The following is a 23151-nucleotide window of genomic DNA, read 5'->3' on the forward strand; positions in this document are numbered from 1 at the left end:
GTGTCAGGCGGGCAGCAGCGCGCGCAGGGCCTCGCGTTCGGCGCGGCCGACGGTGGCGGCGCCGCGGAGGGTGGGTGCCGAGCCGACGAGCAGCCGGGTGTAGGGGTGCCGGGGGCGGGCGATGACGTCCCGGGCGGTGCCGGTCTCCACCAGCTCGCCCCGGTACAGCACCGCGATGCGGTCGGCGACGCCGGCCACGGAGCCGAGGTCGTGGGAGATGAAGATCTGGGCCACGCCCGTGTCGCGGAGCTCCTTGAGGATCTCCAGGACCTGGACGCGGTTGGCGGAGTCCAGGGCGCTCACCGGTTCGTCCAGGATGACCAGTCGGGGCTCGGTGATCAGCGCACGGGCCACGGCGACCCGCTGCCGCTGGCCGCCGGACAGCTCGCCCGGCAGCCGGTCCAGGAGTTCCGCCGCGAGCCGGACCCGGTCCAGCAGGGCCCGGACCCGGTCCACGGCCTCCTGGCGGGGGACACCGCGGATGAGCAGTGGCTCGGTGAGGGAGTCCGCGACGGTGAGGTCGGGGTCGAGGCTGCGCAAGGGGTCCTGGAAGACGTACTGCACGACTCCCCGGCGACGCAGCTCGCGCCACTGGCGGCGCCCGTATCCGGTGACGTCCTCGCCCGCGACGGCGATCGAGCCGCCCGCCGGACGCACCAGACCGAGGACGGCACGCGCGAGGGTGGACTTGCCGGATCCGGTCTCCCCGATGAGCCCCACGGTCTCGCCGGGCGCGACGCTCAGCGACACGCCGCGCAGCGCCCGTCGCCGCCGCCGGCGCGACCCGAAGTCGACGTCGAGCCCGGCGACGGCGAGAACCGGGTTGACGGGTCCGGCGTCGGTGGGGGTCGGGCCTGCGGGTCTGGCGTCGGTGGGGGTCGGGCCTGCGGGTCTGGCGTCGGTGGGGGGCGCGCTCGCGGGTTCGGCGTCGGCCGACGTGGGACCCGCGGCTGCCATGTCTCCGGGCACCGGCCCCGCGGGTCCGGCAGCGGTGAGGAACGGGTGCAAGGGCGAGGTGCCGGCGGGCACCGGTCTCCCCGGGCCGGGGTCGGCGGTGCCGGTCATGTCTCCTCCTCCGCGGCGAGGAACTTCTCCAGGCCGTACTGTTCGTGCTCGGCGATGAGCAGCCGGGTGTACTCGTGCCGGGGCCGGTGCAGGACCGTGTGGGTGGGGCCCTGTTCGACCACCTCGCCCTGGCGCATGACCAGCACCTCGTCGCACCACTGGGCGACCAGCGCGAGGTCGTGGGAGACCAGCACCAGGGCGAGCCCGGTGCGCTCGCGCAGATCGGCGAGGAGGTCGAGGATCTCCGCCTGCACGGTGACGTCGAGGGCGGTGGTGGCCTCGTCGGCGATCAGGACCAGCGGGTCGGCGGCGACCGCGGTGGCGATCAGGACCCGTTGGAGCATCCCGCCGGAGAGTTCGTGGGTGTACTGGTCGTAGACCAGCTCGGGGTCGCGCAGCCGGACCGCCCGCAGCAGTTCCAGCGCCCGCCGCCGGGCCTCCCGGCGCTTGAGGCCGAGCTTGACCCGGACCACCTCGGCGATCTGGGCGCCGACCCGGATGGAGGGGTTGAGGTAGGACGCCGGGTCCTGGAACACCGCGCTGACGGTGGCGCCCCGCAACTCGGTCCACCGGCGCGCGGTCAGGGCCGCGATGTCGGTGCCGGCGATCTCGACGGTGCCCTCGGTGACCTCGAAGTGCGGAGGCAGGATGCCGAGCGCGGCCCGGCAGGTGAGCGTCTTGCCGCTGCCGGACTCGCCGACGATGCCGACCGTCCGGCCGGGGGCGAGGTCGAAGCTCACGCCGTGCACGATCTCGCGGCCGCCCGCGTGGTCGGTGATCCGCACGCCGCGCAGCGAGAGCACGGCGGCGGCCGGTGGTGCGGCGGTGAGCGTCGCGGCCGGGACGAGGTCGTCGGACAGGGTCGTCATCACACACCTCCGGAGGTGACGGGGTCGGCGTTGCCGGGCCGGTCCGCACGGGGCCCGCGGCCGCCGGCCCGGTTGGCCCGTGCCCTGCGGTCGTTGACCAGGGCACGCCCGGCTTCCCCGGAGACGTCCCGGATGGCGTCGGCGAGCAGGTTGCAGGCCCAGACGGTGACCGTGATGAGCAGGGCGGGGGTGAGCGGGGCCCAGGGCCGTTGGGCCAGGTAGCCGAGGTCGGAGGCGAGCAGCCCGCCCCAGGTCGGCGCGGGCGGCTGTACGCCGATGCCCAGGAACGTCAGGCTGGAGACGATGACGAAGCCGACGCCGATCGTCTGGGCCAGCGCGACCGCGATCGGCGGCAGCACCTTGGCCCACACATGCCGGCGCACGATCCAGCCGGTGGACGCGCCGGAGACGACCGCCGCCTCCACGTACGGGGAGCGGGTCACCGAGAGGGTCGCCGCCCGGGCCACCCGGTAGAACAGCGGCGACACCAGCACCCCGGTCACCAGCATCGCCTGGGTGATGCCGTTGCCGAGCAGCGCGACCACGGCGACGGCGAACAGCAGGAACGGCAGCGCCACCAGGGTGTCCGCCAGCCGCAGGGTGATCCACTCGAAGACCCGGCCGAGCTGCACGGACAGGATGCCGGGGACGACACCCACGACCAGTGCGGTGACGGCGACTTCGAGGGAGCCGAGCACGCTGATCCGGGACCCCGACAGGAGCCGGCTGAGCACGTCCCGGCCGAGGTAGTCGGTGCCCAGCCAGTGTGTCCCGGAGACACCGGCGAGCGTGTCGTCGCCGGTGCCCAGCGGGTTGTGCGGGGCGAGCAGCGGCCCGAACAGGGCGAGCAGGGCGACCAGGACGAGGACGCCGACGGCGATCCTGCCGGACGCGAGGGACAGCACGCGGCGGACCATGGTCACACCCCCCGCCGGGCGGCCGGGGTCACCCGGGCCAGCACCAGGTTGACGATCAGGTTGAAGGTGACGACCAGGACGATCGACACCACGAGGACGCCCTGGACGGCGGGCACGTCACCGGCCTGCGCGGAGTCGTTGGCGAACCTGCCGAAGCCCTGCAAGCCGAAGATCCACTCGGTGACCACGGAGGCGCCGACCAGCGCCGGGAACTTCAGTCCGAGGGTGGCCAGCGCCGGTCCCAGGCCGTTGCGCAGCACATGACCGAAGAAGATCCGACGAGGACTCAGCCCGCGTACGACGGCCCCGGTCACGTAGTTCTCCCCGTACGCGGCGACCAGGCTGGTGCGCAGCTGGCGGGCGACGTCGGCGACCACGTCGAAGCTCAACGCGAAGGCGGGCAGCGTGATGTGGGCGAGCCACGGTCCGATCCCCTGGGCGGCCGGGAAGTAGCCGGCCGACGGGAACAGGTGCAGCCCGACCGCGAAGACCGAGACCAGTACGATGCCCACGACGAAGGCCGGCATCACCGAGATCACCGTGACGAACCCGGTGATCACCCGGTCGACCCAGGTGGTCCGGCGCAGCGCGGCCACCGTGCCCAGGGCGAAACCCGCGACCACGCCGATCACCAGCGCGAGGACCGCCACGGACAGGCTGACGCCGAGCCCGAGGCCGATCAGGGTGGAGATGTCGGCGCCGTTGACCCAGCTGGTGCCGAGCTGCCCGTGCAGGACGCCGGTGAGCCAGTCCCAGTACTGCACCAGGAAGGGCCGGTTCAGTCCCCACTGGGCCTCGATACGGGCGATCGCCTCGGGAGTCGCGTCCTCGCCCAGCTGGATGCGGGCCGGGCTGAGCCCGCTCAACGACCGCAGCGCGAAGGTCACGAAGGTCGCGACCAGGAAGACGGGCACGAAGATCGCGACGGACCGGGCGAGGGTGGTCAGGACCCGGGCCGATGCGCGCCGGATCCTGACCGCGGCACCCCGGCGACGCGGTACCGGCGCGGCCGGAGCGACCGGTACGCCTGCCGTGGCCGTGGCCGTGGCCGGTGCCGCGGTCGCGGTCGTGGTCGTCGTCGGTGCGTCGGTTGTCGTCATGGTGTTGCCCCCTCTCTTCTCGGTGTCTCTTTCCAGTGGGCGGCGATCAGTCGGAGCCGGAGACGGTCACTCCGGTCCAGTCGATGTGGGCCGGGTTCTTCGGCAGCCCGGAGACCGACTTGCTCTTGGCGAAGAGGTTCGGCGAGGAGTAGGTGAAGACCAGCGCCCTGCTCTTCAGCCCGGCCCGGGTCGCCGCCTGGAGCACCTGGGTGTAGTCGGGCGAGTCCAGCGGGGTCTCGCGCACCTTGGCCACGGCCGCCTCGAACCCGGACGGCTCGTATGGGGAGCTGAGGTTCAGCGGACCGTTCGGGCCGAAGTGCGCGGTCAGTGTCTGGAGCGCGGAGTCCCGGCCGGTGGTGCCGTACACGGAGAACGTCAGGTCCTTGGCGAAGAACGGGGTGGCCCAGTTCTTGTCGATCTTGATGGTGACGGTGATGCCGACCTTCGCCAGCTGCGACTGCACGATCTCGGCCTGCGGGTCCTCCGCCGGGATGACCAGGTCGAGCTTGATGTCACCGGACTTGTAGCCCGCCTCGGCCAGCAGCTTCTTCGACTTCGCGGGGTCGTAGGGGTAGGCGTCCGCCGACTTCGGGTCGTAGGCGACGTACCCCTTGGGGAAGGGCTGGTCGGTGGCCTCGCCGTAGCCGAAGGTCAGCTTGTCCACGAACTCCTGGCGGTTGACGGCGTGGCGGACCGCGTCGACGACCTTGTCGTTGTCGAACGGCGCCTTGTTGATGTTCAGGCTGATGTTGGAGGCGTTGAACCCCGGCTGCACGAAGACGTCGAGGCCGGCCTTCTTGGCGGCGTCCGCCTGACTGGGCGCGATGTCGGCGAAGTTGTAGACGCCGGTCTGGAGTCCGGAGACCACGGTCGACGCGTCGGGGGCGGAAGCCAGCTCGACATGGTCGATGTGGATGTTCTTCGCGTCCCAGTAGTCCGGGTTCTTCTTCAGGACCACCTTCGTGCCGGGTACCAGCTGGGTGACGATGAACGGGCCCGCGCCGACCGGGTTCTGGTCCAGCTTGGCCGGGGACGCGGCGGCCTTCGGGCTGGCGATCTGGAGCACGCGCTCGCCGAGCAGCTGCGGGATCTGGTAGTCGACCTGGGTGAGATGGACGACCGCGTCCAACCCCTCGGCATCCACCGACTTGATGGAGGTCAGGTCGCCGAACAGGGCGGAGTTCTTCTGCTTCTGGGCGCGCACGACCGCGTCCTTCACGGCGGTCGCGTCGACCGGGGTGCCGTCGCTGAACTTCAGTCCAGGGCGCAGATGGAAGGTGATCTGGTCGCCCCTGCTGTTGTAGTCCCAGCTCTTGGCGAGGTCGGGGACGGCGTTGCCCTTCGCGTCGGTGCGCGTCAACGAGGCGTAGACCAGGGAGAGTTCACGGAACTGGGCACCGCTTCCGGAGACCACCGGGTCCCAGTGCGCGGGGAAGTAGGAGGAGGCCCACTTCAGCGTGGCGGTGCCGCCCGAGGCGGTGCCCGAGCCGTCCCCGCAGGCGCTGAGGGAGGGGACGAGCACGGCGGCGAGGACGGTGCCCAGGGCCGTGGCGCGCAGCCGGCCGGTGGGTCGGGGAGTGTGGTGGGCGGCCGGTCCGGGGCGTGCCGGGGTGAGGCGTGTGGACATGGCTGTCTCTCTGTCAGGAGCGTCGGGCGGCGGTCCGGGGCCGCGCCGCAACGGACCTGTCACGACAGGGACATGGAGGCCTGTCGGGGTCCGATGGGGGCACGGCGGCCGGTGGTGGCGCGGAGAACGTCACGGCGCGGGGAGGGGGGCACGCAGAGCGGTCGGTCCGGCGGAGCGGAGAGCGGCCGGTACCGGTGGCTGCGGTCAGGCGCCTGCGGGGAGAGGGCGGCAGGCGGTCAGCGACAGAGAGCGCTGCAGGTGCGCCGCAGATCCACATAGCGGCACACCACACCGGGGTGGGTCGTGTGCATGCCTCACATCGTGGGGTCCGTGGGGTACGGCTGTCAATGGACACCAATTGGTGTCTCATTTGGCGGGACGGTGCTCCGCCGCCGGTCAGGACGCCTGCCGGGTGGCGGGATGGCTCGTGGCCTCCGCCGGGTCCAGCCACAGCGGCCCGCCCGCGGTCGCCACCCGGACGGCGTCCGGCGGCGGCCAGGCGCCCCGCGTCAGCATCGCGCGCTCCGGCTCGGTCAGGGTGCCGTACCGGGCCAACGCCGCCGCCCCGGACAGCAACTGAGGGGCCGTCGGCAGCCCCGGACGGACGGCGCCGACGGCGGTTGCGTACGCCTCGTACGGCTGCCACCCGGGCACCACCCGCCGCCCGCCGGGCCCGCGCAGCAGCAGCGTCGGCAGCGCGTACCGGTGACCGCCGTCGGGGGTCTCCCGGGCCGCCCCGGGATGCGGCGAGTCCCCCTGCGCGGACAGCACTTCGGGCACCGGCCGGCGCGCCTCCGCGTGGTCGGCGCGGACCAGGTCCCGTACGGCCGTTCCGGCCGCGTCGGCGGCCAGCCGCCGTGCGTCGAGCCCGGGTACGCCCGCCACCGCGTCCAGCGCCGATTCGAACGTGTCGGCCGGCTCCCCGAGTACGAACACGGTCTCCCGCAGCCGCCGCAGCACCCGGTCGGCCACGTCCGGCGCCTGCAGCTCGGCCGCCTTCGCGACCAGCGAGGCGGGCCAGGAACTCGCCGCGACCCGGCTCAGCCGCGCCGCCCTCGGGGCCCGGGTGTGCCGGCCGATGTCCTCGACGTAGCGGGCGTACCAGGCGGTCTCGGCCGCAGGGTCGGGTGCAGGGTCGTCGTCGAGGTCGAAGAGGATGCAGTAGGCCCGGCGCCAGCGGACCCGGCCGTCCAGCGCGGTGCGCAGCGCGCGGAAGACGGGCTCGGATCCCCACGCCCAGGGACACAACGGGTCGGTGTACTCGACGACTTCGACCTCGACTTCGACCTTCGCTTCGACACCGAGGCCGGAGCCGGAGCCGATGCCGGAGTCGCCGGTCATGCAGCGCCCTTGGTGTGTGCCCGGCCAGCTGTCTCCGACAGCAGCAGACCGGCGATGGTGACCCCGGCCAGCACGGCCGTGGCCTCCTCCTCGATCCGCCGCCACACCCCCGGCAGGCCGGTGGCGGGCCCGGGGTAGTCCAGCCCGGCCAGCGGTTCGCCGCGCAGGGTGATGACCTCGCCGTCGACGGCCCGTGCGACATCCAGCAGGGTGATCTCGGCGGCGGGCCGGCCCAGCCAGTACCCGCCCTCGCAGCCGCGCTGGCTGCGCACCAGGCCGGCCCGGCGCAACTCGCCCACCACGGACTTGAGGAACCGGAACGGGATGTCCTGCGAGGACGCCACCGCCTCACAGGTCAGCGGGCGGTCCGGCTGTCGGGCGAGCTCCAGCAGAGCGCGGGCGGCGTAGTCCGCCTTCGCGGAGATGTACATGCCCCCATCATGCCGGACCCGTGGTGCCGGACGGAGGTTCCCGGCACCACCCGGTTCGTTCATTGCGGCAACATTGCCGCAGGTGAACCCCAAAGGACACCTCTTGACATCCTTTCTGGGGCGGTCCTAGCGTCCCCGCCATGAGCGAGTCGCTGACGACCCCCGGTGAAGGATTCCACCCCCATCTCCACGACACCCAGGACCGCCCGGCGACGCCCTTGCGCACCCGGCTGCACCACATCCGCGCCGACGCCCTGGACGGCGGCACCGCACAGTCCGGCGGCATGCGGCGGTTCGCCGCCGTCAGCGGACGGACCGTCGGCTCCGAGAAGCTCTGGATGGGCCAGACCCATGTCGCCCCCGCGACCGCCAGCTCCGACCACCATCACGGCGAGTCCGAGACCGCGATCTACGTGGTGAGCGGGCACCCCGAGTTCGTCTTCCTGGACGACACCGGCGAACGACCGGAGGAGGTACGGCTGCGCACCTCGCCCGGCGACTACGTCTTCGTCCCGCCGTTCGTCCCGCACCGCGAGGAGAACCCGGACCCCGCCGAGGAGGCCGTGGTCGTCATCGCCCGCAGCACCCAGGAGGCGATCGTGGTCAACCTCCCCGGCCTGTACGCCCTTTCGGCCGACGACGCGTGACACCTCGCTGACCACGCGACGGTCGTAGCTCCTCCGCCGCGAAGACAGGTGACGCTGCCGGATCCAGGCCCCGCCGTAGCCGAGCCGCTCGCCGTACCCGAACAGCTGGAGGGTCTCCGCCAGGCCCGGAAAGGGGTCGTCGTCGGCGAAGTCGCCGGGCGTGAGAAGGGTCAGGGCGGTGAGGGCGGGAGTGCTCACAGCGGTCCTCGGACGGTGGCGGTCACCGTGCTGGGGGAGGGTGCCCGCCCGCCCGGGATCGCCGCCAGCAGCTCGCGGGTGTACGCGTGCCGGGGCTCGGAGAACAGTTCCTCGGGCGGGCCCGTCTCCACGACACGTCCGGCCCGCATGACGGCGACCTGGTCCGCGATCTGCCGTACGACGGCCAGGTCATGGGAGATGAACAGGTACGCCACGCCGGTGTCCGCCTGCAACTCGGCCAGCAGGTCCAGGACCTGGGCCTGCACGGACACGTCGAGCGCGGAGACGGGCTCGTCGCACACCACCAGGTCGGGGGAGAGGGCGAGGGCCCGTGCGATGGCCACCCGCTGGCGCTGACCGCCCGACAGCTCGGCCGGGCGGCGCTCCAGTGTCGCGGCGGGCAGCGCGACCCGGTCCAGGAGTTCGCGGGCGCGGTCGAGCCGGGAGGCACGGTCACCCACCTTGAACGCCCGCAACGGCTCGGTGATCACCTCGCCGACGGAGAAGCGCGGGTCGAGCGAGGCGTACGGGTTCTGGTAGACGAGCTGGGCGCGTCGGCGCAGCTGCCTGACCGAGGCGCCGCCGGCGGTGGTGACGTCGGTGCCGTCGAACAGCACCTGTCCGGAGGTCGCCTCGGCCAGGCGCAGCACCAGACGGGCGGTGGTGGACTTGCCCGAGCCCGACTCCCCGACCAGGGCGAGGGTCCGGCCGCGGCGCAGGGTGAGGCTGACGTCGTCGACCGCGCGCAGGGTGCGAGCCTCGCCGCCGGCCCGCGGCAGCCTGAACTCCTTGACCAGGTTGCGCGCCTCGACCAGGGGAACCGCCGTGTCGGGCGGCGCGGCGGAGCCCGGGGATGTGTTGACCGGGGTGCGGGGGCGGGCCGTGGTCAGGCTGGGGGCGCTCGCCAACAGCCGCCGGGTGTACTCGTGTTGCGGGTCGGCCAGGACAGCGCGGGTCTCGCCCGCCTCGACGACCCTGCCCTGCTCCATGACCACCAGCCGGTGGGCCCGGTCGGCGGCCACCCCGAGGTCGTGGGTGACGAGCAGGATCGCGGTGCCCGACTCCTCGGTCAGGTGCTGGAGACGGTCGAGGATGACCCGCTGGACGGTGACGTCGAGCGCGCTGGTCGGCTCGTCGGCGATGATCAGCGCGGGCCGCGCGGCGATCGCGACGGCGATCAGGGCCCGCTGCCGCATGCCGCCGGACAGCTCGTGCGGGTACTGCCGGGCCCGGACGGCCGCGTCGGGCAGCCCGGCCCGGTCCAGGACGGCGACCGCCTCGGCCGCCGCCGACCGGCGGGTCGCCAGGCCGTGGATGCGCAGCACCTCGGCGACCTGCTCGCCGACCCGCTTGACCGGGTTGAGCGAGACCGTCGGATCCTGCGGCACCAGCCCGATCCGCGCGCCGCGCACGGTACGCAGCTCCGCCTCGGACAGGGCGGCCAGGTCGTGCCGGCCGAAACGGACCGTGCCCGCGTCGATGGTGCCGTTCGCCGCCAGCAGCCGGATGACGGCGTGCGCGGTGGTGCTCTTGCCGGAGCCGGACCCGCCGACCACGGCGGTCACCTGTCCGGGCCATACGTCGAGGTCCACGCCCCGTACGGCCTTCACCACGCCGCCCCGGGTGCGATACGACACGGACAGGCCGCGGATCTCCAGGAGTGGTGCCGTCACGTCCTCACCGTTCTCGTCCGGAGCACCCTTCCCGGGTGCGTCGTCGGTCATCGCTGCCTCGCCCATTCGCCGTCCAGGGCCCGCGCGACACGGTTGGCGGCCAGTACGGTCGCGGCGATCGCCAGTCCGGGCAGCGCGGTCAGCCACCAGGCGTTGGCCAGGTAGTTGCGGCCGTCCGAGATCAGCGTGCCCCACTCCGGGGCGGGCGGCGGCGCGCCGTAGCCGAGGAAGCTCAGCGCCGACACCGCCAGGATCGAGGAGCCGAAGTCCAGGGTGGCCAGCACGATCACCGGCCCCGCGGCGTTGGGCAGGACATGCCGGCCGAGCACCGAGTACCAGCGGGCCCCGCAGGAGCGGGACGCCTCGACGAACACCGCCTGCCGCACCCGCAGCACCTCGGCCCGCGCCACCCTGGCGAAGGAGGCCACGCCGGCGATACCGACCGCGACCGCCACCTTCACGGTCCCGTACCCGAGCGCGGTGACCAGGGCCAGCGACAGGAACAGCGCGGGGATGGACAGGAGGACGTCGACGAAGCGCATCAGCACGTCGTCCACCCAGCGGCCCACGAACCCGGCGACCACGCCGAGCAGAGCGCCGGTCACGAAGGCGACCAGCACCGCGATCAGCGTGGCCCGGAGGGAGAGTTGGGCGCCGTGGACCACCCGGGAGAAGACGTCGCGGCCCAGTTCGTCCGTGCCGAACCAGTGACTCCCGCTCGGACCGCGGAAGTTCTGGGCCGGCACCCCCTTCAACGGGTCCTGCGAGGTGAACAGATCCGGTCGGAAGGCGGCGAGCACCACCAGCACCAGGACGGCGGCGGACAACAGCAGACCCGGGCGGCGGATCAGGAACGACAGCACCCGGCGGATGCCGACGGGCCGGCCGCGTTCCGCGGGGGAGCCGTCCCCGACCGGCCGGCCGGGGCCGAGGCCGGCCTCGGCCTGGTCGTCGACAAGGCTCTGACTCATGCGAAGCCCGCCCTTCGGTCCGGGGCCACCACGATCCGCGGGTCAAGCAGCGGATAGACCAGGTCGACGAGCAGGTTCGTGGCCACGAAGATCAGCGCGCCGAACACCACCACCCCCTGGACCAGCGGGATGTCCTGGGTGGTGACCGCCGCCGCGGTCACCCGGCCCAGGCCGTCCCGGGAGAACACCGTCTCGACCACCACCGAACCGGCGATCAGCTGCCCGACCAGCAGGCCGACGACCGTCAGCGCGGGCAACGAGGCGTTGCGCAGCGCGTGCCGCAGATGGACCCGCCACCGGCCGGCGCCCTTGGCCCGCGCGGTCTCCACATAGGGCTGGTCCAGTGCGGTGAGCAGGCTCTTGGCCAGCACCTGGGCGACCTGCGCGCCGGTCGGGACCGCCAGTGTCAGGGCCGGCAGCACCAGGCCGCGCAGCCCGTCGTTGCCGAACGCCGGGAACCAGCGCAGCTCGAACGAGAACGCCTCGACGAGCAGCAGTCCCACCCAGAACGTCGGGACCGACACCCCAAGCGGGGGCAGTGACAACAGCAGCTGGCGCAGCCACCGCCGCGAGGTGTACGTCGCCACCACCGCGAGCCCGCCGCCCAGGACCACCGCCAGCAGCAGCGCGGCACCGGTCAGCTGGAGCGTCTGCGGCAACGCGTCGGCCAGCGTCGCGGTCACCGGACGGCCGGTGGAGACCGCGTCGCCGAAGTCGCCGCGCACCGCCCGGCCCAGATATTCGGCGTACTGCACCAGCACGGGCTTGTCGAAGCCGTACTCGTGCCGCAGCCGGGCGAGTTGGGCCGGATCCGGCTGACCCGAGTCCATCCCGGCCCCCGCCATCGCGGAGACCGGGTCACCGGGCAGGAAGTCCAGCACCAGGAACGACACCGTGTAGGCCGCCCACAGCACCCCGACCGCCTGCGCCAGCCGTCTGACCACGTAGCGGCGCATCCGCTAGCCGATCCAGGTGTCGTGCAGCTGGACGCGGCTGCCGGAGTCGAACTCCAGGTCGTGCACCTTGTTCGAGACGCCGAGCTGGGTCTGGAGCTCCACCACCGGCACGTTGTACGCGTTCCGCACGATCAGCTGCTGCGCCTGCGCCACCAGCCGCCCGCGCTCGGCGGGGTCCGCGGTCGCGGCCTGCGCGGACAGCGCCGTGTCCAGCGAACCGGCGGGCAGACGGTAGAAGTTGGCCAGCCGGGTCGAGAAGGAGCTGCGCAGGATGTCGGGGTCGGCGCGGGTCACGTTGGCCCACACCACGTCGAAGTCGCCCGACTGGAGTGTGGTGGCGAACTGGGTGACCGGAAGCTGCTTGAGCACCACGTCGATCGCGACGGCCTTGAGCTGCTGCTGGACCAGCTCCAGCGCGGGCTGGTTGGTGGCCGCGTTGGGGAACCAGTTGATGGTCAGGGCCAGTCTGCTGCCGCCCTTGGTACGGATGCCGTCACTGCCGGTCTGCCAACCTGCCTCGTTCAGCAGGGACTTGGCCTTGGCCGCAGCGAAGGCGAGGTCGGTGGAGAGGTCGGTGTAGTCGGGCGTGGTGTGCGCCAGGACGCTGGTCGCCGGCCGGGTGCCGGTGGGGAAGACGGTGTCGGCGATCTGCTTGCGGTCGACGGCGGCCAGGATCGCCCGGCGCACCTTCACGTCCTTCAGCAGGGGCCGTGCGTTGTTCAGCCCCAGGCCGAACACCACACCGGGGTTGGCCCGGCTCACCAGGGTGACCTGGCCGCCCTTGAGCGCCGCCTCGTTGGCCTTGCCGACGCTGCTGATCGCGTCCACCTGCCCGGACCGGAGGCTGCCGGCCCGCACCCCCGCCTCGGGCACGACCTTGAACACCAGTCTGTCAAGGTAGGCCTCGCCCTTCTTCGACCACAGCGCGGAACCCCAGTCGTACCCGGTCCGCCTGGTCAGGGTGACCGACTGGTTCTGCACGTACTGTTTCAGCACGAACGGCCCGGAGCCGACCACGCCGTCACTGCACTTCTGCTGCGGGGTCTTCTCGACGCTCGCCGACGACTCGATGCCCAGCGAATGGGTCGAAGTGGCCTGGAGGAACTGGGCGTTGGGCTGCCTGAAGGCCACCTTGACGGTGAGCGGGTCGACCACGGTGGTGCTCTTGACGCCGCTCAGATAGCCCTCGGCGAGGGTGCCCAGGGCGCCGAGGCGCGGCACCGCGTCGAAGTTGTCCTTGACCACCTGCGCGGTCAGCTTCGAGCCGTCGCTGAAGGTGACCCCCGACCGCAGATGGAACGTGAACGTCGTCGCGTCGGCGCTGACGTCCCAGCTCCTGGCCAGCCACGGCACGATCTTGCCGGTCTTCGGGTCCTGGTCGGTCAGGGAGTCGACGATCTGGCGCACCGAGTAGATGGTGTCGTTGCTGCCGACCTGCTGAGGGTCCACGCAGCCGGAGTCGGAGCCCACCGCGAAGGTGAGGGTGCCACCGGACTTCGCCGGGCCGCTCGCCGCGCCGGAGCCGTCGTCGCCCGAACCGCACGCGGTCAGCAGGACACTGGTGGTCAGGAGCGCGGCAAGAGGCGCCCATCGGGAGGGTCTGAGATCCGGGAGTGCTGTCACGGAGGGGTTTCTCCTACTCGTGTCACCCGGCACCGGGTGCCGGGCACCAGGGCGCGAGGCACGGCCGTGCAGGGGTGTGCGGCCCGCGCCGGGTCGGACCGGCCGGGGAAGCGCTGCGCGGACGGGGGAATGACGAGGGGACGTCACCACCGAGAACCGGTGGCGCGGGGAAGGGCGGCACGAGGGGGCCGGGGCCGGTGACGTGGCTCAGCCGGCGGCGGACGGGCCGGTCAGACCCGACAGAGGCAGCTGGTCGAGCGCTTCAGATCGATGTGGCGTCGGCGTGAGAGCCGGGAGTACGCCGTGGCGTCGGCGGGGGAGGCGGCCGGGTCGGAGCTGTGTCGCATGCCGGTCCTCCTCGTCTCCGGCCCCGGTCACGGGGCCACGCGCTTGCGGGAGTCGTCGGTGATCCCGCCGGGCTTTCACCTGGAGCACCCCACCGCGGGGGAGGGTTGCCGGTCAGCGAGCCAGGGCTTGACGCTGACACTCAATGCCGTTGGCGATCGTACGGATCGGATTTGTCGTACGTCAATGCCGGGATGCCCGGTCGGCTCCGCCCGGCGGTAACGTCGACGGGTACCTGTGCGTGCCGGCCGGAGGAGAGTCGCCCATGACCACGTTCCCCACCGCACCGGCCGTGCGGACCACCCCGGAAGGTCTCCTGTGGGAGCCCAGCGGGCGCTGGGTGCGCGGGCGCAAGGGCGAGGTGACGGTCGTCGACAGCCGGCACCCCGTCCTGGTCTGGGAGCCGGGCGTGCCCGTCCCGTTGTACGCCTTCCCGCGTGCCGAGGTCCGCGAGGACCTGCTCCGCCCCGCGAAGAACCCCGCGACGGGCACGCACACCGGCTCGCGGGTCTTCTACGACCTCGACCTCGGCGGCGAGCCGCTGGAGAACGCCGCCTGGACCTTCCCCGCCGCCGACCTCGCCGACCACATCGCCTTCGAATGGTTCCGGCGCGTCGGCCGGGGGCTCGACCACTGGTACGAGGAGGAGGAAGAGATCTTCGTGCACCCGCGCGACCCGCACAAACGTGTGGACGCCCTCCCGAGCAGCCGTCACCTCGTCGTCGAGATCCACGGCACGGTCGTCGCGGACACCCACCGCCCCGTGCTGCTGTTCGAGACCGGCCTGCCCACCCGCTACTACGTCCCGCCCGAGGACGTCCGCCTCGACCTGCTCGAACCCACCGACCACCACACCGGCTGCCCCTACAAGGGCACGGCGGAGTACTGGTCCTGGCGCGGCGAGTCCGACGTACCCCCGAACATCGTCTGGAGCTACCCCGACCCGCTGCCCGCGGCCGGCGCGGTCAAGGGACTGCTCGCCTTCTACGACGAGGCGGTGGACATCACCGTCGACGGCGAACGCCAGGAGCGCCCCGTCACCCACTTCACCACGACGCTCGCGGCGCCACCGCCCGCCTGACGGCCGCGCCGGGTTCGCCCTGACGCGCGAGGGCCGGCAGCCCGTCAGCGCGGCGGCGGAGGTCGCCATCCCCCGAGTGAAGCCGCCGGTCGCCCCGTCGGTGTGAGAACGGGTGTTCGGCCGTTCCCTGGTGGCCGCGAACATTGCGGCTCCGTGAAATGAGGATCCGCGGGCGGCGGGATCGCACTCCGTGCTGCATACAGTTGCATGCACCTGGTCCCGCCGTCCGCATCCGAGAGCCACGGAGACACCCCGCCATGGAAGAACTCACCCGGGAGTGCCCCGCGATCGCCGACGGCGTCGCCGCCACCGTCTCGACCGGCTGCCAGGAGCCCTTCCACGTCGCCCGCGGCATGGCGACACCCGACCGTCTCCTCGACCTGGCCCTCGCCCGGCCGGAACGCGGCGGGCGGCGCAACCGCGCCGCATCGACGGCGACTTCGAGGAGGACGGCGACTTCGAGGAAGACGGCGACGGAGGCGGCGACCGCGACGTCGGCGGTGACCGGGACGGCAGCGGGGGTGCGGCCATGACGTCCCGCACGAGTGCCCTCGTCGACGCCGTCCCGCTGTACGACCGGCTCGACGACGTGATCGTCCTCGACGCCACCGTGGACCGGCGTACCGCCCCCGACGGCGGCGGCAAGGTCTTCGTCAGCGGGCTCGGCCTGCACACCGAACGCCGGGTCCCGGGCGCTCACTTCGCCGACCTGGTCGCCGGCTTCTCCGACCCGGCCGCGCCCTTCCCCTTCACCTGCCCGTCCCCGTCCCGGATCGCCGCCCAGGCTCGCGGACTCGGCATCCGCGAGGACTCCACGGTGGTCGTCTACGACCGGCTGACGGGAGCCTGGGCGGCGCGCCTGTGGTGGGTGCTGCGCGCCGCCGGTATCACCCGCGTGCACGTCCTCAACGGCGGCCTCACCGCCTGGGAGGCCGCCGGACTGCCCGTCACCGACGGCCGCGAGCCGGCCCCCGCCCCCGGGAACGTCGTCGCGCGCCCGGCCGCCGACGGCTTCGTGGACCTGGGGCGGATGAAGCGGATAGCCGACGGCAGCGACCCCACCCCGGCGGTCTGCGCCCTGCGCCGCTCCGAGTACCTCGGCGCCCCCGACCAGCCCCGTTCCGGCCACATACCGCGCACGACGAGCCTGCCGTACGCCGACCTCCTCGGCCCCGGCAACACCCTCACGCGCGAGCGGACCGCACGTCTCGCCCGAGCCCACGGGATACGCGCGGGCGACGGCACGGTCCTGTACTGCGGCGGCGCGGTCAACGCGGCCGGACTCGCCCTGGCCCTGCACGAGATCGGCATCGACGACGTGTTCCTCTACGACGGCTCACTCGCGCAGTGGCGGGCCGACCCGGCCCTGCCACTGGTCGTCGGCCCGGGGGAGGACGACGTCACGGTGGGGCGGGGCTGACCGCGGTCCGGGCATCGGGCATGATCCGGGGCGGCCCGCGATCCGTTTCGCGGGCCGCCCCGCGACGAGGCACCGGATGAAGAGCACGAGGGACACGATCCACGACGAGCTACGGCACCGGCTCACCTCCGGCCGTTACCCGCAGGACGCCTCCCTGGTCCTGCTGGAGCGCGACGGACTCCTGGTGGGCACCGAGGCGATCCGGGACGGGGACGCCGAGGCGGCCCGGCTGCGCGTGCTGGAACACCACGAGCACGACAGGGACACCCGCATCCGGCAGAAGGTGCGCCGGGACACCGGGGGCGGGCCCGCACCGGACTGAGGGCGTTCCGGGATCGTCCGAGTCGCCCCACGCGGGTTGCCGCATGCCCAGTCGTCCGGAAAGTGCGCCCTTGTGATGACGGGGCGGGACGGCGGACTCTGTCAGCAGGCACAGCGGAACGCGTACCGGACGTCGGATCCCCGACGGCCCTGAGGCGGCTCAGGAGGCTCCCGGATGTCGGTTTCACCGGAGTGCGGCGTCGACGGCCCTGCCCTCACCGAACACCAGGCGGCGGCCCTGGTCGAGGGCATCTGCTTCAAGACCGGCCCGCCGCGCAGCGTCGGGGTCGAAGTGGAGTGGCTCGTCCACCGGGAGGGTGCGTCGCACGACTCCGTGGGCCGGGCGGACCTGGAGGCGGCCCACGCCGACCTGCGCACCCTGTCGCTGACGTCGGGGCTGAGCGTCGAGCCCGGCGGCCAGGTGGAGCTGAGCTCCCGGCCGGCCCCGTCGCTGACCCGGTGCGTCGCGGAGGTCTCCGCCGATCTGGCGGCCGTGCGCACCGCACTGCGCGGGCACGGCCTGACACTGGCCGGCATGGGGGTCGACCCCTGGCAGCGGCCTCGCCGGTTCCTGCGGGAACGGCGCTACGACGCCATGGAGGCCTGCCTCGACCGTACCGGCCCGGCGGGGCGGACCCTGATGTGCACCTCGGCCTCCGTCCAGGTCTGCCTCGACGCCGGACGGGAGGAACCCGGCGTGACGGGATTCGCCCGCCGCTGGTGGCTGGCGCACCACCTGGGCGCGGTCCTGGTCGCGGCGTTCGCGAACTCGCCCATGGCCGAAGGCCGCGCCACGGGCTGGCTGTCCACGCGGCAGCTGAAGTGGGCGGAACTCGACCCGGGCCGGGCCGGCGGGCCCTCCCTCGCCCCCGATCCGCGGCGCGCCTGGGTCCGGCGGGTCCTCGACGCACCGGTGATGTGCGTACGGCGGGACGGCCCCTGGGAGGTGCCGGACGGCGTGAGCTTCCGCGAGTGGACCCGCTCGCACACCATGCGACCGCCGACCCACGCGGACCTCGACTACCACATCAGCACCCTGTTCCCGCCCGTCAGGCCGCGCGGACACCTGGAACTGCGCATGATCGACGCGCAGCCCGGCGACGACGGGTGGATCGTGCCGCTCGCGGTGGTCACGGCCCTGTTCGACGACCCGGGGGCCGCCGGGACCGCGCACCGGGCGGTGGCACCCCTCGCCGAGCGGGCCGCCGGGGCCCCGGCACCGCACAACCCGCTGTGGGCCGACGCGGCGCGCCGCGGACTGGCCGACCCGGAGCTGAAGCGCGCCGCCGTGACCTGCTTCGCCGCGGCGCTGGACGCCCTGCCCCGGCTGGGCGCGGGCACCGGGGTCACGGACGCCGTCGCGGCCTACGCCGACCGCTACGTCCGCCGCGGCCGCTGCCCGGCCGACGACGTGCTCGCCTGGCACCACGACCGCGACGCCTCCGCACGGCGCCGGGCCCGGTGGTGACCCGGACGGACGGCCCCCACCGCACCGACAGCGGACCACGCGGACACGCCGGCCCGGACCGCCGCCCGTCTCCGGCCCGGCCTGGCTCGGCCCCGGTGCGCCGGGACCCGTCGTCGTGACGGTCAGCTCGCCTCCTGCTGCTCGGTCACGGAGCGGTGACTGAGAGGGGCACGCAGGCCGAGGTGTTCGCGCAGGCTGGTGCTGGTGCTGGTGCTGGTGCTGGTGCTGGTGCTGGTGCTGGTGCGCTCGGTGCGGTGGACCCCGCGGGTCGGCCATCCGCCGGGCCCCGAAGGAGCCGTCGTTCTCGGCGACCACCGGGTCCTCCGTGAGCGGCCCGTCGGCGTCGCGGCCGGACAGGTCGATGCCCCGCAGTCCCCCCGGCGACTCCGAGGTCGCGCCGAATGATGACCTCGGTTCACGCGTGTGCTGCGGCGGCGGCCTGCCCGGGCACACCTGGTGCTGCCCGACGTCCGGGCCCACGGAACGTGCGTGTCGCCACACCGGCCGTACCGCGAAGGGCGGTTGCGCGGGCTGACGCGAGGTCAGGGAGCCGTCGACCGGCCGGAGTCAGGTGTCGTCCCGGCCATCTCAGCTGTGTTCTTCCGACCCATTGTGTTGGGCCTTGCGCGCCCCTACTGTTCGACTTTGCCTGAGTCTGTTTGGTGTTGATTGCTCAGTCGGTCTGGAGGCCGCGGTGCGGAGTGATCGGATCGGTTCAGAGGCTGCGAGACCCGGTGGGCGCCGATGGTGGCGGCCCGTCCTCGCGGCGGCGGCGACCATAGCCCTGGCCGTGGGCATGGTGGCACCGGCCGCGGCGCGGGAGGCCGACGCGCAGGCGCCCGCCGCCGCGGCCACCGCCGTCCCGCAGACGCACACGGTGAGTCTGGACGGCTACTCCTTCCTCGTCGACGGCAGACGTACCTACCTGTGGTCCGGGGAGTTCCACTACTTCCGGCTGCCGAGCCAGGACCTGTGGCGTGACATCTTCCAGAAGATGAAGGCCGCCGGGTTCAACTCCACCTCGCTGTACTTCGACTGGGGATACCACTCGCCCAAGCCGGGTGTGTACGACTTCACCGGGGTCCGGGACGTCGACAAGCTCCTGGACATGGCCCAGGAGGCCGGCCTCTACGTCATCGCCCGCCCGGCGCCGTACATCAACGCCGAGGTGGACAGCGGCGGCCTGCCCGGCTGGCTGACCACCAAGGCCGGGAACAACCGCAGCGACGACCCGCGGTTCCTGAAGTACGCCGACGAATGGCTGACGCAGATCGACCGGATCATCGCCCGCCACCAACTCACCAACGGCACGGGGTCGGTGATCGCCTACCAGGTCGAGAACGAGTACTACAACGGTTCGGCCGCCGGCCGCTCCTACATGCAGCACCTGGAGGACAAGGCCCGCGCCGACGGCATCACGGTACCGCTGACCGGCAACAACAACGGCACCTTCAACTCCGGTACCGGCGCCCTCGACGTCGACGGCCCGGACTCCTACCCGCAGGGCTTCGACTGCTCGAACCCCTCGAAGTGGAACGGCGTCCCCGACATCAGCTACGACCACCCCACCGGAAAGCCGCTGTACTCACCGGAGTTCCAGGGCGGCGCCTTCGACCCCTGGGGCGGACCGGGCTACGACAAGTGCGCCCAGCTGATCAACGACCAGTTCGCCGACGTCTTCTACAAACAGAACATCGCCGTCGGCACCACCGCACAGAGCTTCTACATGACCTACGGCGGCACCAACTGGGGCTGGCTGGGCATGCCGGAGAACTACACGTCGTACGACTACGGGGCCGCGATCCGCGAGACCCGCCAGCTCGACCCGAAGTACTACGAGGACAAGCTGATCGGGTACTTCACCCAGGCCGTCGCCCCGCTGACCAAGACCGAGGCGATCAGGGCCACCCCGCCGGACGACTCCGCGGTCGTCGACACCGCGCGGATGAACCCCGACACCAGGACCCAGTTCCACGTCCTGCGGCACGGCAACTCCACGTCCACCGCGGTCGACAAGACCCATATCTCGCTGGACTTCCACGCCCAGCCGGCCGCGGACACCACCTACAGCTGGGACGATCCCGACTCCGCGCTCCAGTACGCCGGTTCGTGGTCGCACGTGGCCAACACCAGCTACACCGGCGGCGACTACAAGCACACCGAGTCGTTCTCGAACAAGGCCGGTGACTCGCTCACCGTCCCCTTCGACGGCACCGCGATCCGCTGGATCGGCTCGAAGACGAACAACCACGGCTACGCCGACGTCTACCTCGACGGCACCAAGGAAGCCACGGTCGACGACTCGGGCAGCGAGAACCAGGCGGTGCTCTTCCAGAAGACCGGCCTGACGCCCGGATCGCACACCCTGAAGATCGTCGTCGACGGGAGCCACGGCTCGGGGTCGACGGACAACTACGTGGCCGTCGACGCCATCGACGTACCGACGGGCGACTCCGCCACGCAGCCGACCTACCCGGTCGTGCCCCAGCAGCCCGGTACCGCGATCACCCTCGACGGCCGCGACTCGCACGTGATCGTGGCGAACTACCGGCTCGGTGAGAGCCAGTTGCAGTACTCCACGTCGGAGATCATGACCGACGCGACGATCGGGGACCGGGACGTCGCCGTGCTCTACGGAGACCAGGGCAGCGACGGCGAGACCGTCCTGCGCTACGCCACCGAGCCCACCGTGACCGCCACCGGCGGCACCGTCACGACCACCTGGGACGCGGCCACCGGCGATCTGCGCCTGAACTACGGCCACCAGGGCCTGATCCGCATCAGCATCAGCGGCGACGGACAGCGCCCGCTCCTGCTGCTCGTCGGCGACAAGGCCACGGCCAGGACCTTCTGGCGCCAGGACACGGCCACCGGCCCGGTCCTCGTCCGCGGCACCCACCTGCTGCGCACGGCGACCAGCCTGGACGGCGGCCGCACCGTCGCCCTCACCGGTGACAACGCCGACGACAAGAACTTCGAGGTCTTCACCGCCGCCGACCGCGTCACCTGGAACGGCAGAACGGTGCGCACCCAGGCCACCGGCACCGCGAGCCGCACCGGGACGATCCCGGTGGCCGCCCCGGTCCAGCTGCCGGCACTCACCAACTGGAAGCACGCCGAGGAGTCCCCCGAGTCGGCCCCCGGCTTCGACGACTCCAGCTGGCAGGTGGCCGACAGAACGACCACCAACAGCGTCTCCGGCACCAACTCGCTGCCTGTGCTCTACGCCGACGACTACGGCTTCCACACCGGCAACACCTGGTACCGCGGCCGCTTCCGCGCCACCGGCAAGGAGACCGGCGTCCACCTGGTCTCGGACTCCGGCGGAGACGCGCAGGCGTTCTCGGCCTGGCTCAACGGCACCTTCCTGGGCAGCTCCACCACCGGCAGCGCCGACTTCACCTTCCCCGCCGGTGCGGTGAACCCCACCGGTGACAACGTCATCTCCGTGCTCACCGTGAACATGGGGCACGAGGAGGACTACAACTCCACCAACGGCAACAAGACGGCCCGGGGCCTGACCAGCGCCTCCCTCGTCGGCGCTCCGCTGACCTCCGTCACCTGGCGGGTGCAGGGCGTACGCGGCGGCGAGGACCTCCAGGACACGGTGCGCGGCCCGCTCTCCACGGGCGGCCTGTACGGCGAGCGGGCCGGCTGGTCCCTGCCGGGCTACCCGGACCGGAACTGGGACCAGGTGTCCCTGCCGGCCACCGACACCCGCCCCGGCGTCTCCTGGTACCGCACCGACGCCGACCTCGACCTGCCGCACGGCCAGGACACCTCGATCGGGCTGACGTTCACCGACGACCCGTCCCGCAAGTACCGCGCCACGATCTTCGTGAACGGCTGGCAGGTCGGCAACTACGTCAACTACCTCGGCCCGCAGCACACCTTCCCCGTGCCCAACGGCATCCTCGACACCAACGGGCACAACAGCATCGCCATCGCCGTGTGGAACCTGGACGGCAGCACCGGCGGCCTCGGCAAGGTCTCCCTCACCGACTACGGCAGCTACGCCTCCTCCCTGCGCGTCGCGCAGAACGACAGTCCCCGCTACGACCCCGTGAAGTACGCGATGCCGAAGCGCCCGGGAGCGGACGTCACCCTGGACGTGCCGGACACCGCGCAGGCCGCGCAGGCCTTCACGGCCGAGGCGACGGTACGGGTGCCGAAGGACCGGGCGTCCGTCTCCCGCCTGACCGCCTCGCTCGCCGCACCCGACGGCTGGAGCGTGACCGCCACCGGTCCGACGTCGGTCAAGCGGGTGCGTCCCGGCGGATCGGCCACCTTCACCTGGAAGGTCCAGCCACCGGACGGGACCCTGCCGTCCGCCTCGGCCCTCACCGCGACGGTGGCGTACGTACAGAGCGGACGGCAGGCCACCGGCGGTGACGAGCGCATCGTCGGCGGCATCCCGCCGGCTCCGCCGTCCGGCGAGAGCGCGGTGAGCGACCTGCCGTTCCTGTCCGCCACCAACGGATGGGGCCCGGTGGAACGCGACACCAGTGTCGGCGAACAGGCGGCCGGGGACGGCCGTCCGATCACCATCGCCGGCGTCGGGTACGCCAAGGGCCTCGGCACCAACTCGGTCAGCGACGTCCAGCTCTACCTCGCCGGGCGCTGCTCGCGGCTGACGGCGCAGGTCGGTGTCGACGACGAGACGGGTGGCTCGGGCACCGTGACGTTCTCCGTGATCGCCGACGGCAAGACCCTGGTGACCACGCCGACGATCCGCAGCAAACAGGCCGCGGTACCCGTCGACGTCGACGTCAGCGGCGCCCAGGTCCTCGACCTCAGGGTCGGCGACGCGGGCGACGGCAACGGCAACGACCACGGTGACTGGGCTGTGCCGAAACTGACCTGCGGCTAGCGAAGTGGCGGCCTCCAGCGCAGTGTTCGCGGGCTCGGGGGCACTTGCCCGTGTCCGTTCTCCTGGCCGGGCCGACCGTTTCGGAAGGGAGCCGACGCCCGGACGGCAGTGCACCGCGAAGGTGCGATGCCGACCGGGTGGTGGCGAGCGGGGGCGGGCGGAGGCCCGGCGGCGGCTTCCGCCCGCGACCGTCCCGCTCGACGGACCTCGTTGAGCACTGCCCTGACC

At 72.5% G+C, this 23151-nt stretch carries 20 protein-coding genes and 1 riboswitch; of the genes, 8 read left to right on the forward strand and 12 right to left on the reverse strand.

All coding sequences use genetic code 11. The features are described 5' to 3' along the window. Nucleotides 1-3: 3 nt before the first annotated feature. The 7 genes from IEZ11_RS07240 to IEZ11_RS07270 all read right to left on the reverse strand — a co-directional run bounded on the left by IEZ11_RS07240 (nt 4) and on the right by IEZ11_RS07270 (nt 7350). Nucleotides 4-1065 (reverse strand): ABC transporter ATP-binding protein, encoded by a 1062-nt coding sequence (locus tag IEZ11_RS07240; protein WP_229712854.1) that lies wholly within the window; start codon nt 1063-1065, stop codon nt 4-6. Then, nucleotides 1062-1934: an ABC transporter ATP-binding protein gene (locus tag IEZ11_RS07245; protein WP_189261779.1), complete on the reverse strand. Its 873-nt coding sequence runs from the start codon at nt 1932-1934 to the stop codon at nt 1062-1064. The genes IEZ11_RS07240 and IEZ11_RS07245 overlap by 4 nt, the downstream gene beginning before the upstream one ends. After that, nucleotides 1934-2851, reverse strand: a complete 918-nt coding sequence (locus IEZ11_RS07250; RefSeq protein ID WP_189261780.1) for an ABC transporter permease — start codon at nt 2849-2851, stop codon at nt 1934-1936. Before IEZ11_RS07250 ends, IEZ11_RS07245 begins: the two co-directional genes overlap by 1 nt. A 2-nt stretch (nt 2852-2853) precedes the next feature. Further along, nucleotides 2854-3951: an ABC transporter permease gene (locus IEZ11_RS07255; RefSeq protein WP_229712855.1), complete on the reverse strand. Its 1098-nt coding sequence runs from the start codon at nt 3949-3951 to the stop codon at nt 2854-2856. 46 nt (nt 3952-3997) lie between these two features. Next, entirely contained in the window at nt 3998-5578 is a 1581-nt protein-coding gene (locus tag IEZ11_RS07260) for an ABC transporter substrate-binding protein (RefSeq protein WP_189261781.1), read from the reverse strand. A 396-nt stretch (nt 5579-5974) separates the two neighbouring features. Then, complete coding sequence (locus IEZ11_RS07265) at nt 5975-6919, reverse strand: DsbA family oxidoreductase (protein WP_189261782.1); 945 nt, start codon at nt 6917-6919, stop codon at nt 5975-5977. After that, complete coding sequence (locus IEZ11_RS07270) at nt 6916-7350, reverse strand: RrF2 family transcriptional regulator (protein ID WP_189261783.1); 435 nt, start codon at nt 7348-7350, stop codon at nt 6916-6918. The genes IEZ11_RS07265 and IEZ11_RS07270 overlap by 4 nt, the downstream gene beginning before the upstream one ends. Nucleotides 7351-7490: 140 nt before the next feature. On the opposite strand from IEZ11_RS07270, the gene IEZ11_RS07275 reads away from it, so the two are divergent. Further along, nucleotides 7491-7997: a cupin domain-containing protein gene (locus IEZ11_RS07275; RefSeq protein ID WP_189261784.1), complete on the forward strand. Its 507-nt coding sequence runs from the start codon at nt 7491-7493 to the stop codon at nt 7995-7997. A gap of 194 nt (nt 7998-8191) precedes the next feature. Here the strand turns inward: IEZ11_RS07275 and IEZ11_RS07280 are convergent, their stop codons facing one another. The 5 genes from IEZ11_RS07280 to IEZ11_RS52370 form a co-directional block, all read right to left on the reverse strand. Next, nucleotides 8192-9919 (reverse strand): dipeptide ABC transporter ATP-binding protein, encoded by a 1728-nt coding sequence (locus tag IEZ11_RS07280; protein WP_229712856.1) that lies wholly within the window; start codon nt 9917-9919, stop codon nt 8192-8194. After that, nucleotides 9916-10839, reverse strand: a complete 924-nt coding sequence (locus IEZ11_RS07285) for an ABC transporter permease (RefSeq protein WP_189261786.1) — start codon at nt 10837-10839, stop codon at nt 9916-9918. Before IEZ11_RS07285 ends, IEZ11_RS07280 begins: the two co-directional genes overlap by 4 nt. Next, nucleotides 10836-11795 (reverse strand): ABC transporter permease, encoded by a 960-nt coding sequence (locus IEZ11_RS07290; protein WP_189261787.1) that lies wholly within the window; start codon nt 11793-11795, stop codon nt 10836-10838. Before IEZ11_RS07290 ends, IEZ11_RS07285 begins: the two co-directional genes overlap by 4 nt. A 3-nt stretch (nt 11796-11798) precedes the next feature. Beyond that, nucleotides 11799-13418 (reverse strand): ABC transporter substrate-binding protein, encoded by a 1620-nt coding sequence (locus IEZ11_RS07295; RefSeq protein WP_189261788.1) that lies wholly within the window; start codon nt 13416-13418, stop codon nt 11799-11801. 230 nt (nt 13419-13648) lie between these two features. Then, a complete protein-coding gene (locus IEZ11_RS52370; protein ID WP_373294847.1) occupies nt 13649-13765 on the reverse strand; it encodes a putative leader peptide in 117 nt (38 codons plus the stop codon). Between the two features lie 34 nt (nt 13766-13799). Further along, a riboswitch (SAM riboswitch) is annotated at nt 13800-13913 on the reverse strand. 115 nt (nt 13914-14028) lie between these two features. Here IEZ11_RS52370 and IEZ11_RS07300 point away from each other — a divergent pair. The 7 genes from IEZ11_RS07300 (at nt 14029) to IEZ11_RS07330 (ending at nt 22923) form a co-directional block, all read left to right on the forward strand. Then, nucleotides 14029-14844, forward strand: a complete 816-nt coding sequence (locus IEZ11_RS07300; RefSeq protein WP_189261789.1) for a DUF427 domain-containing protein — start codon at nt 14029-14031, stop codon at nt 14842-14844. 257 nt (nt 14845-15101) lie between these two features. Continuing rightward, nucleotides 15102-15377: a hypothetical protein gene (locus tag IEZ11_RS07305; protein WP_189261790.1), complete on the forward strand. Its 276-nt coding sequence runs from the start codon at nt 15102-15104 to the stop codon at nt 15375-15377. Beyond that, nucleotides 15374-16264: a sulfurtransferase gene (locus tag IEZ11_RS07310; RefSeq protein ID WP_189261791.1), complete on the forward strand. Its 891-nt coding sequence runs from the start codon at nt 15374-15376 to the stop codon at nt 16262-16264. Before IEZ11_RS07305 ends, IEZ11_RS07310 begins: the two co-directional genes overlap by 4 nt. A gap of 76 nt (nt 16265-16340) precedes the next feature. Further along, a complete protein-coding gene (locus IEZ11_RS07315; protein WP_189261792.1) occupies nt 16341-16586 on the forward strand; it encodes a hypothetical protein in 246 nt (81 codons plus the stop codon). 174 nt (nt 16587-16760) lie between these two features. Continuing rightward, nucleotides 16761-18053, forward strand: a complete 1293-nt coding sequence (gene egtA, locus IEZ11_RS07320) for an ergothioneine biosynthesis glutamate--cysteine ligase EgtA (RefSeq protein WP_189261793.1) — start codon at nt 16761-16763, stop codon at nt 18051-18053. Between the two features lie 198 nt (nt 18054-18251). Then, on the forward strand, nt 18252-18458 hold the full coding sequence (locus IEZ11_RS07325; protein WP_189261794.1) for a hypothetical protein: 207 nt from the start codon (nt 18252-18254) through the stop codon (nt 18456-18458). Between the two features lie 391 nt (nt 18459-18849). After that, on the forward strand, nt 18850-22923 hold the full coding sequence (locus IEZ11_RS07330) for a beta-galactosidase (RefSeq protein ID WP_373294872.1): 4074 nt from the start codon (nt 18850-18852) through the stop codon (nt 22921-22923). The last annotated feature ends 228 nt before the right edge of the window (nt 22924-23151 follow it).

Source organism: Streptomyces fuscichromogenes (assembly GCF_014645815.1).
GTDB classification, from domain to species: domain Bacteria; phylum Actinomycetota; class Actinomycetes; order Streptomycetales; family Streptomycetaceae; genus Streptomyces; species Streptomyces fuscichromogenes.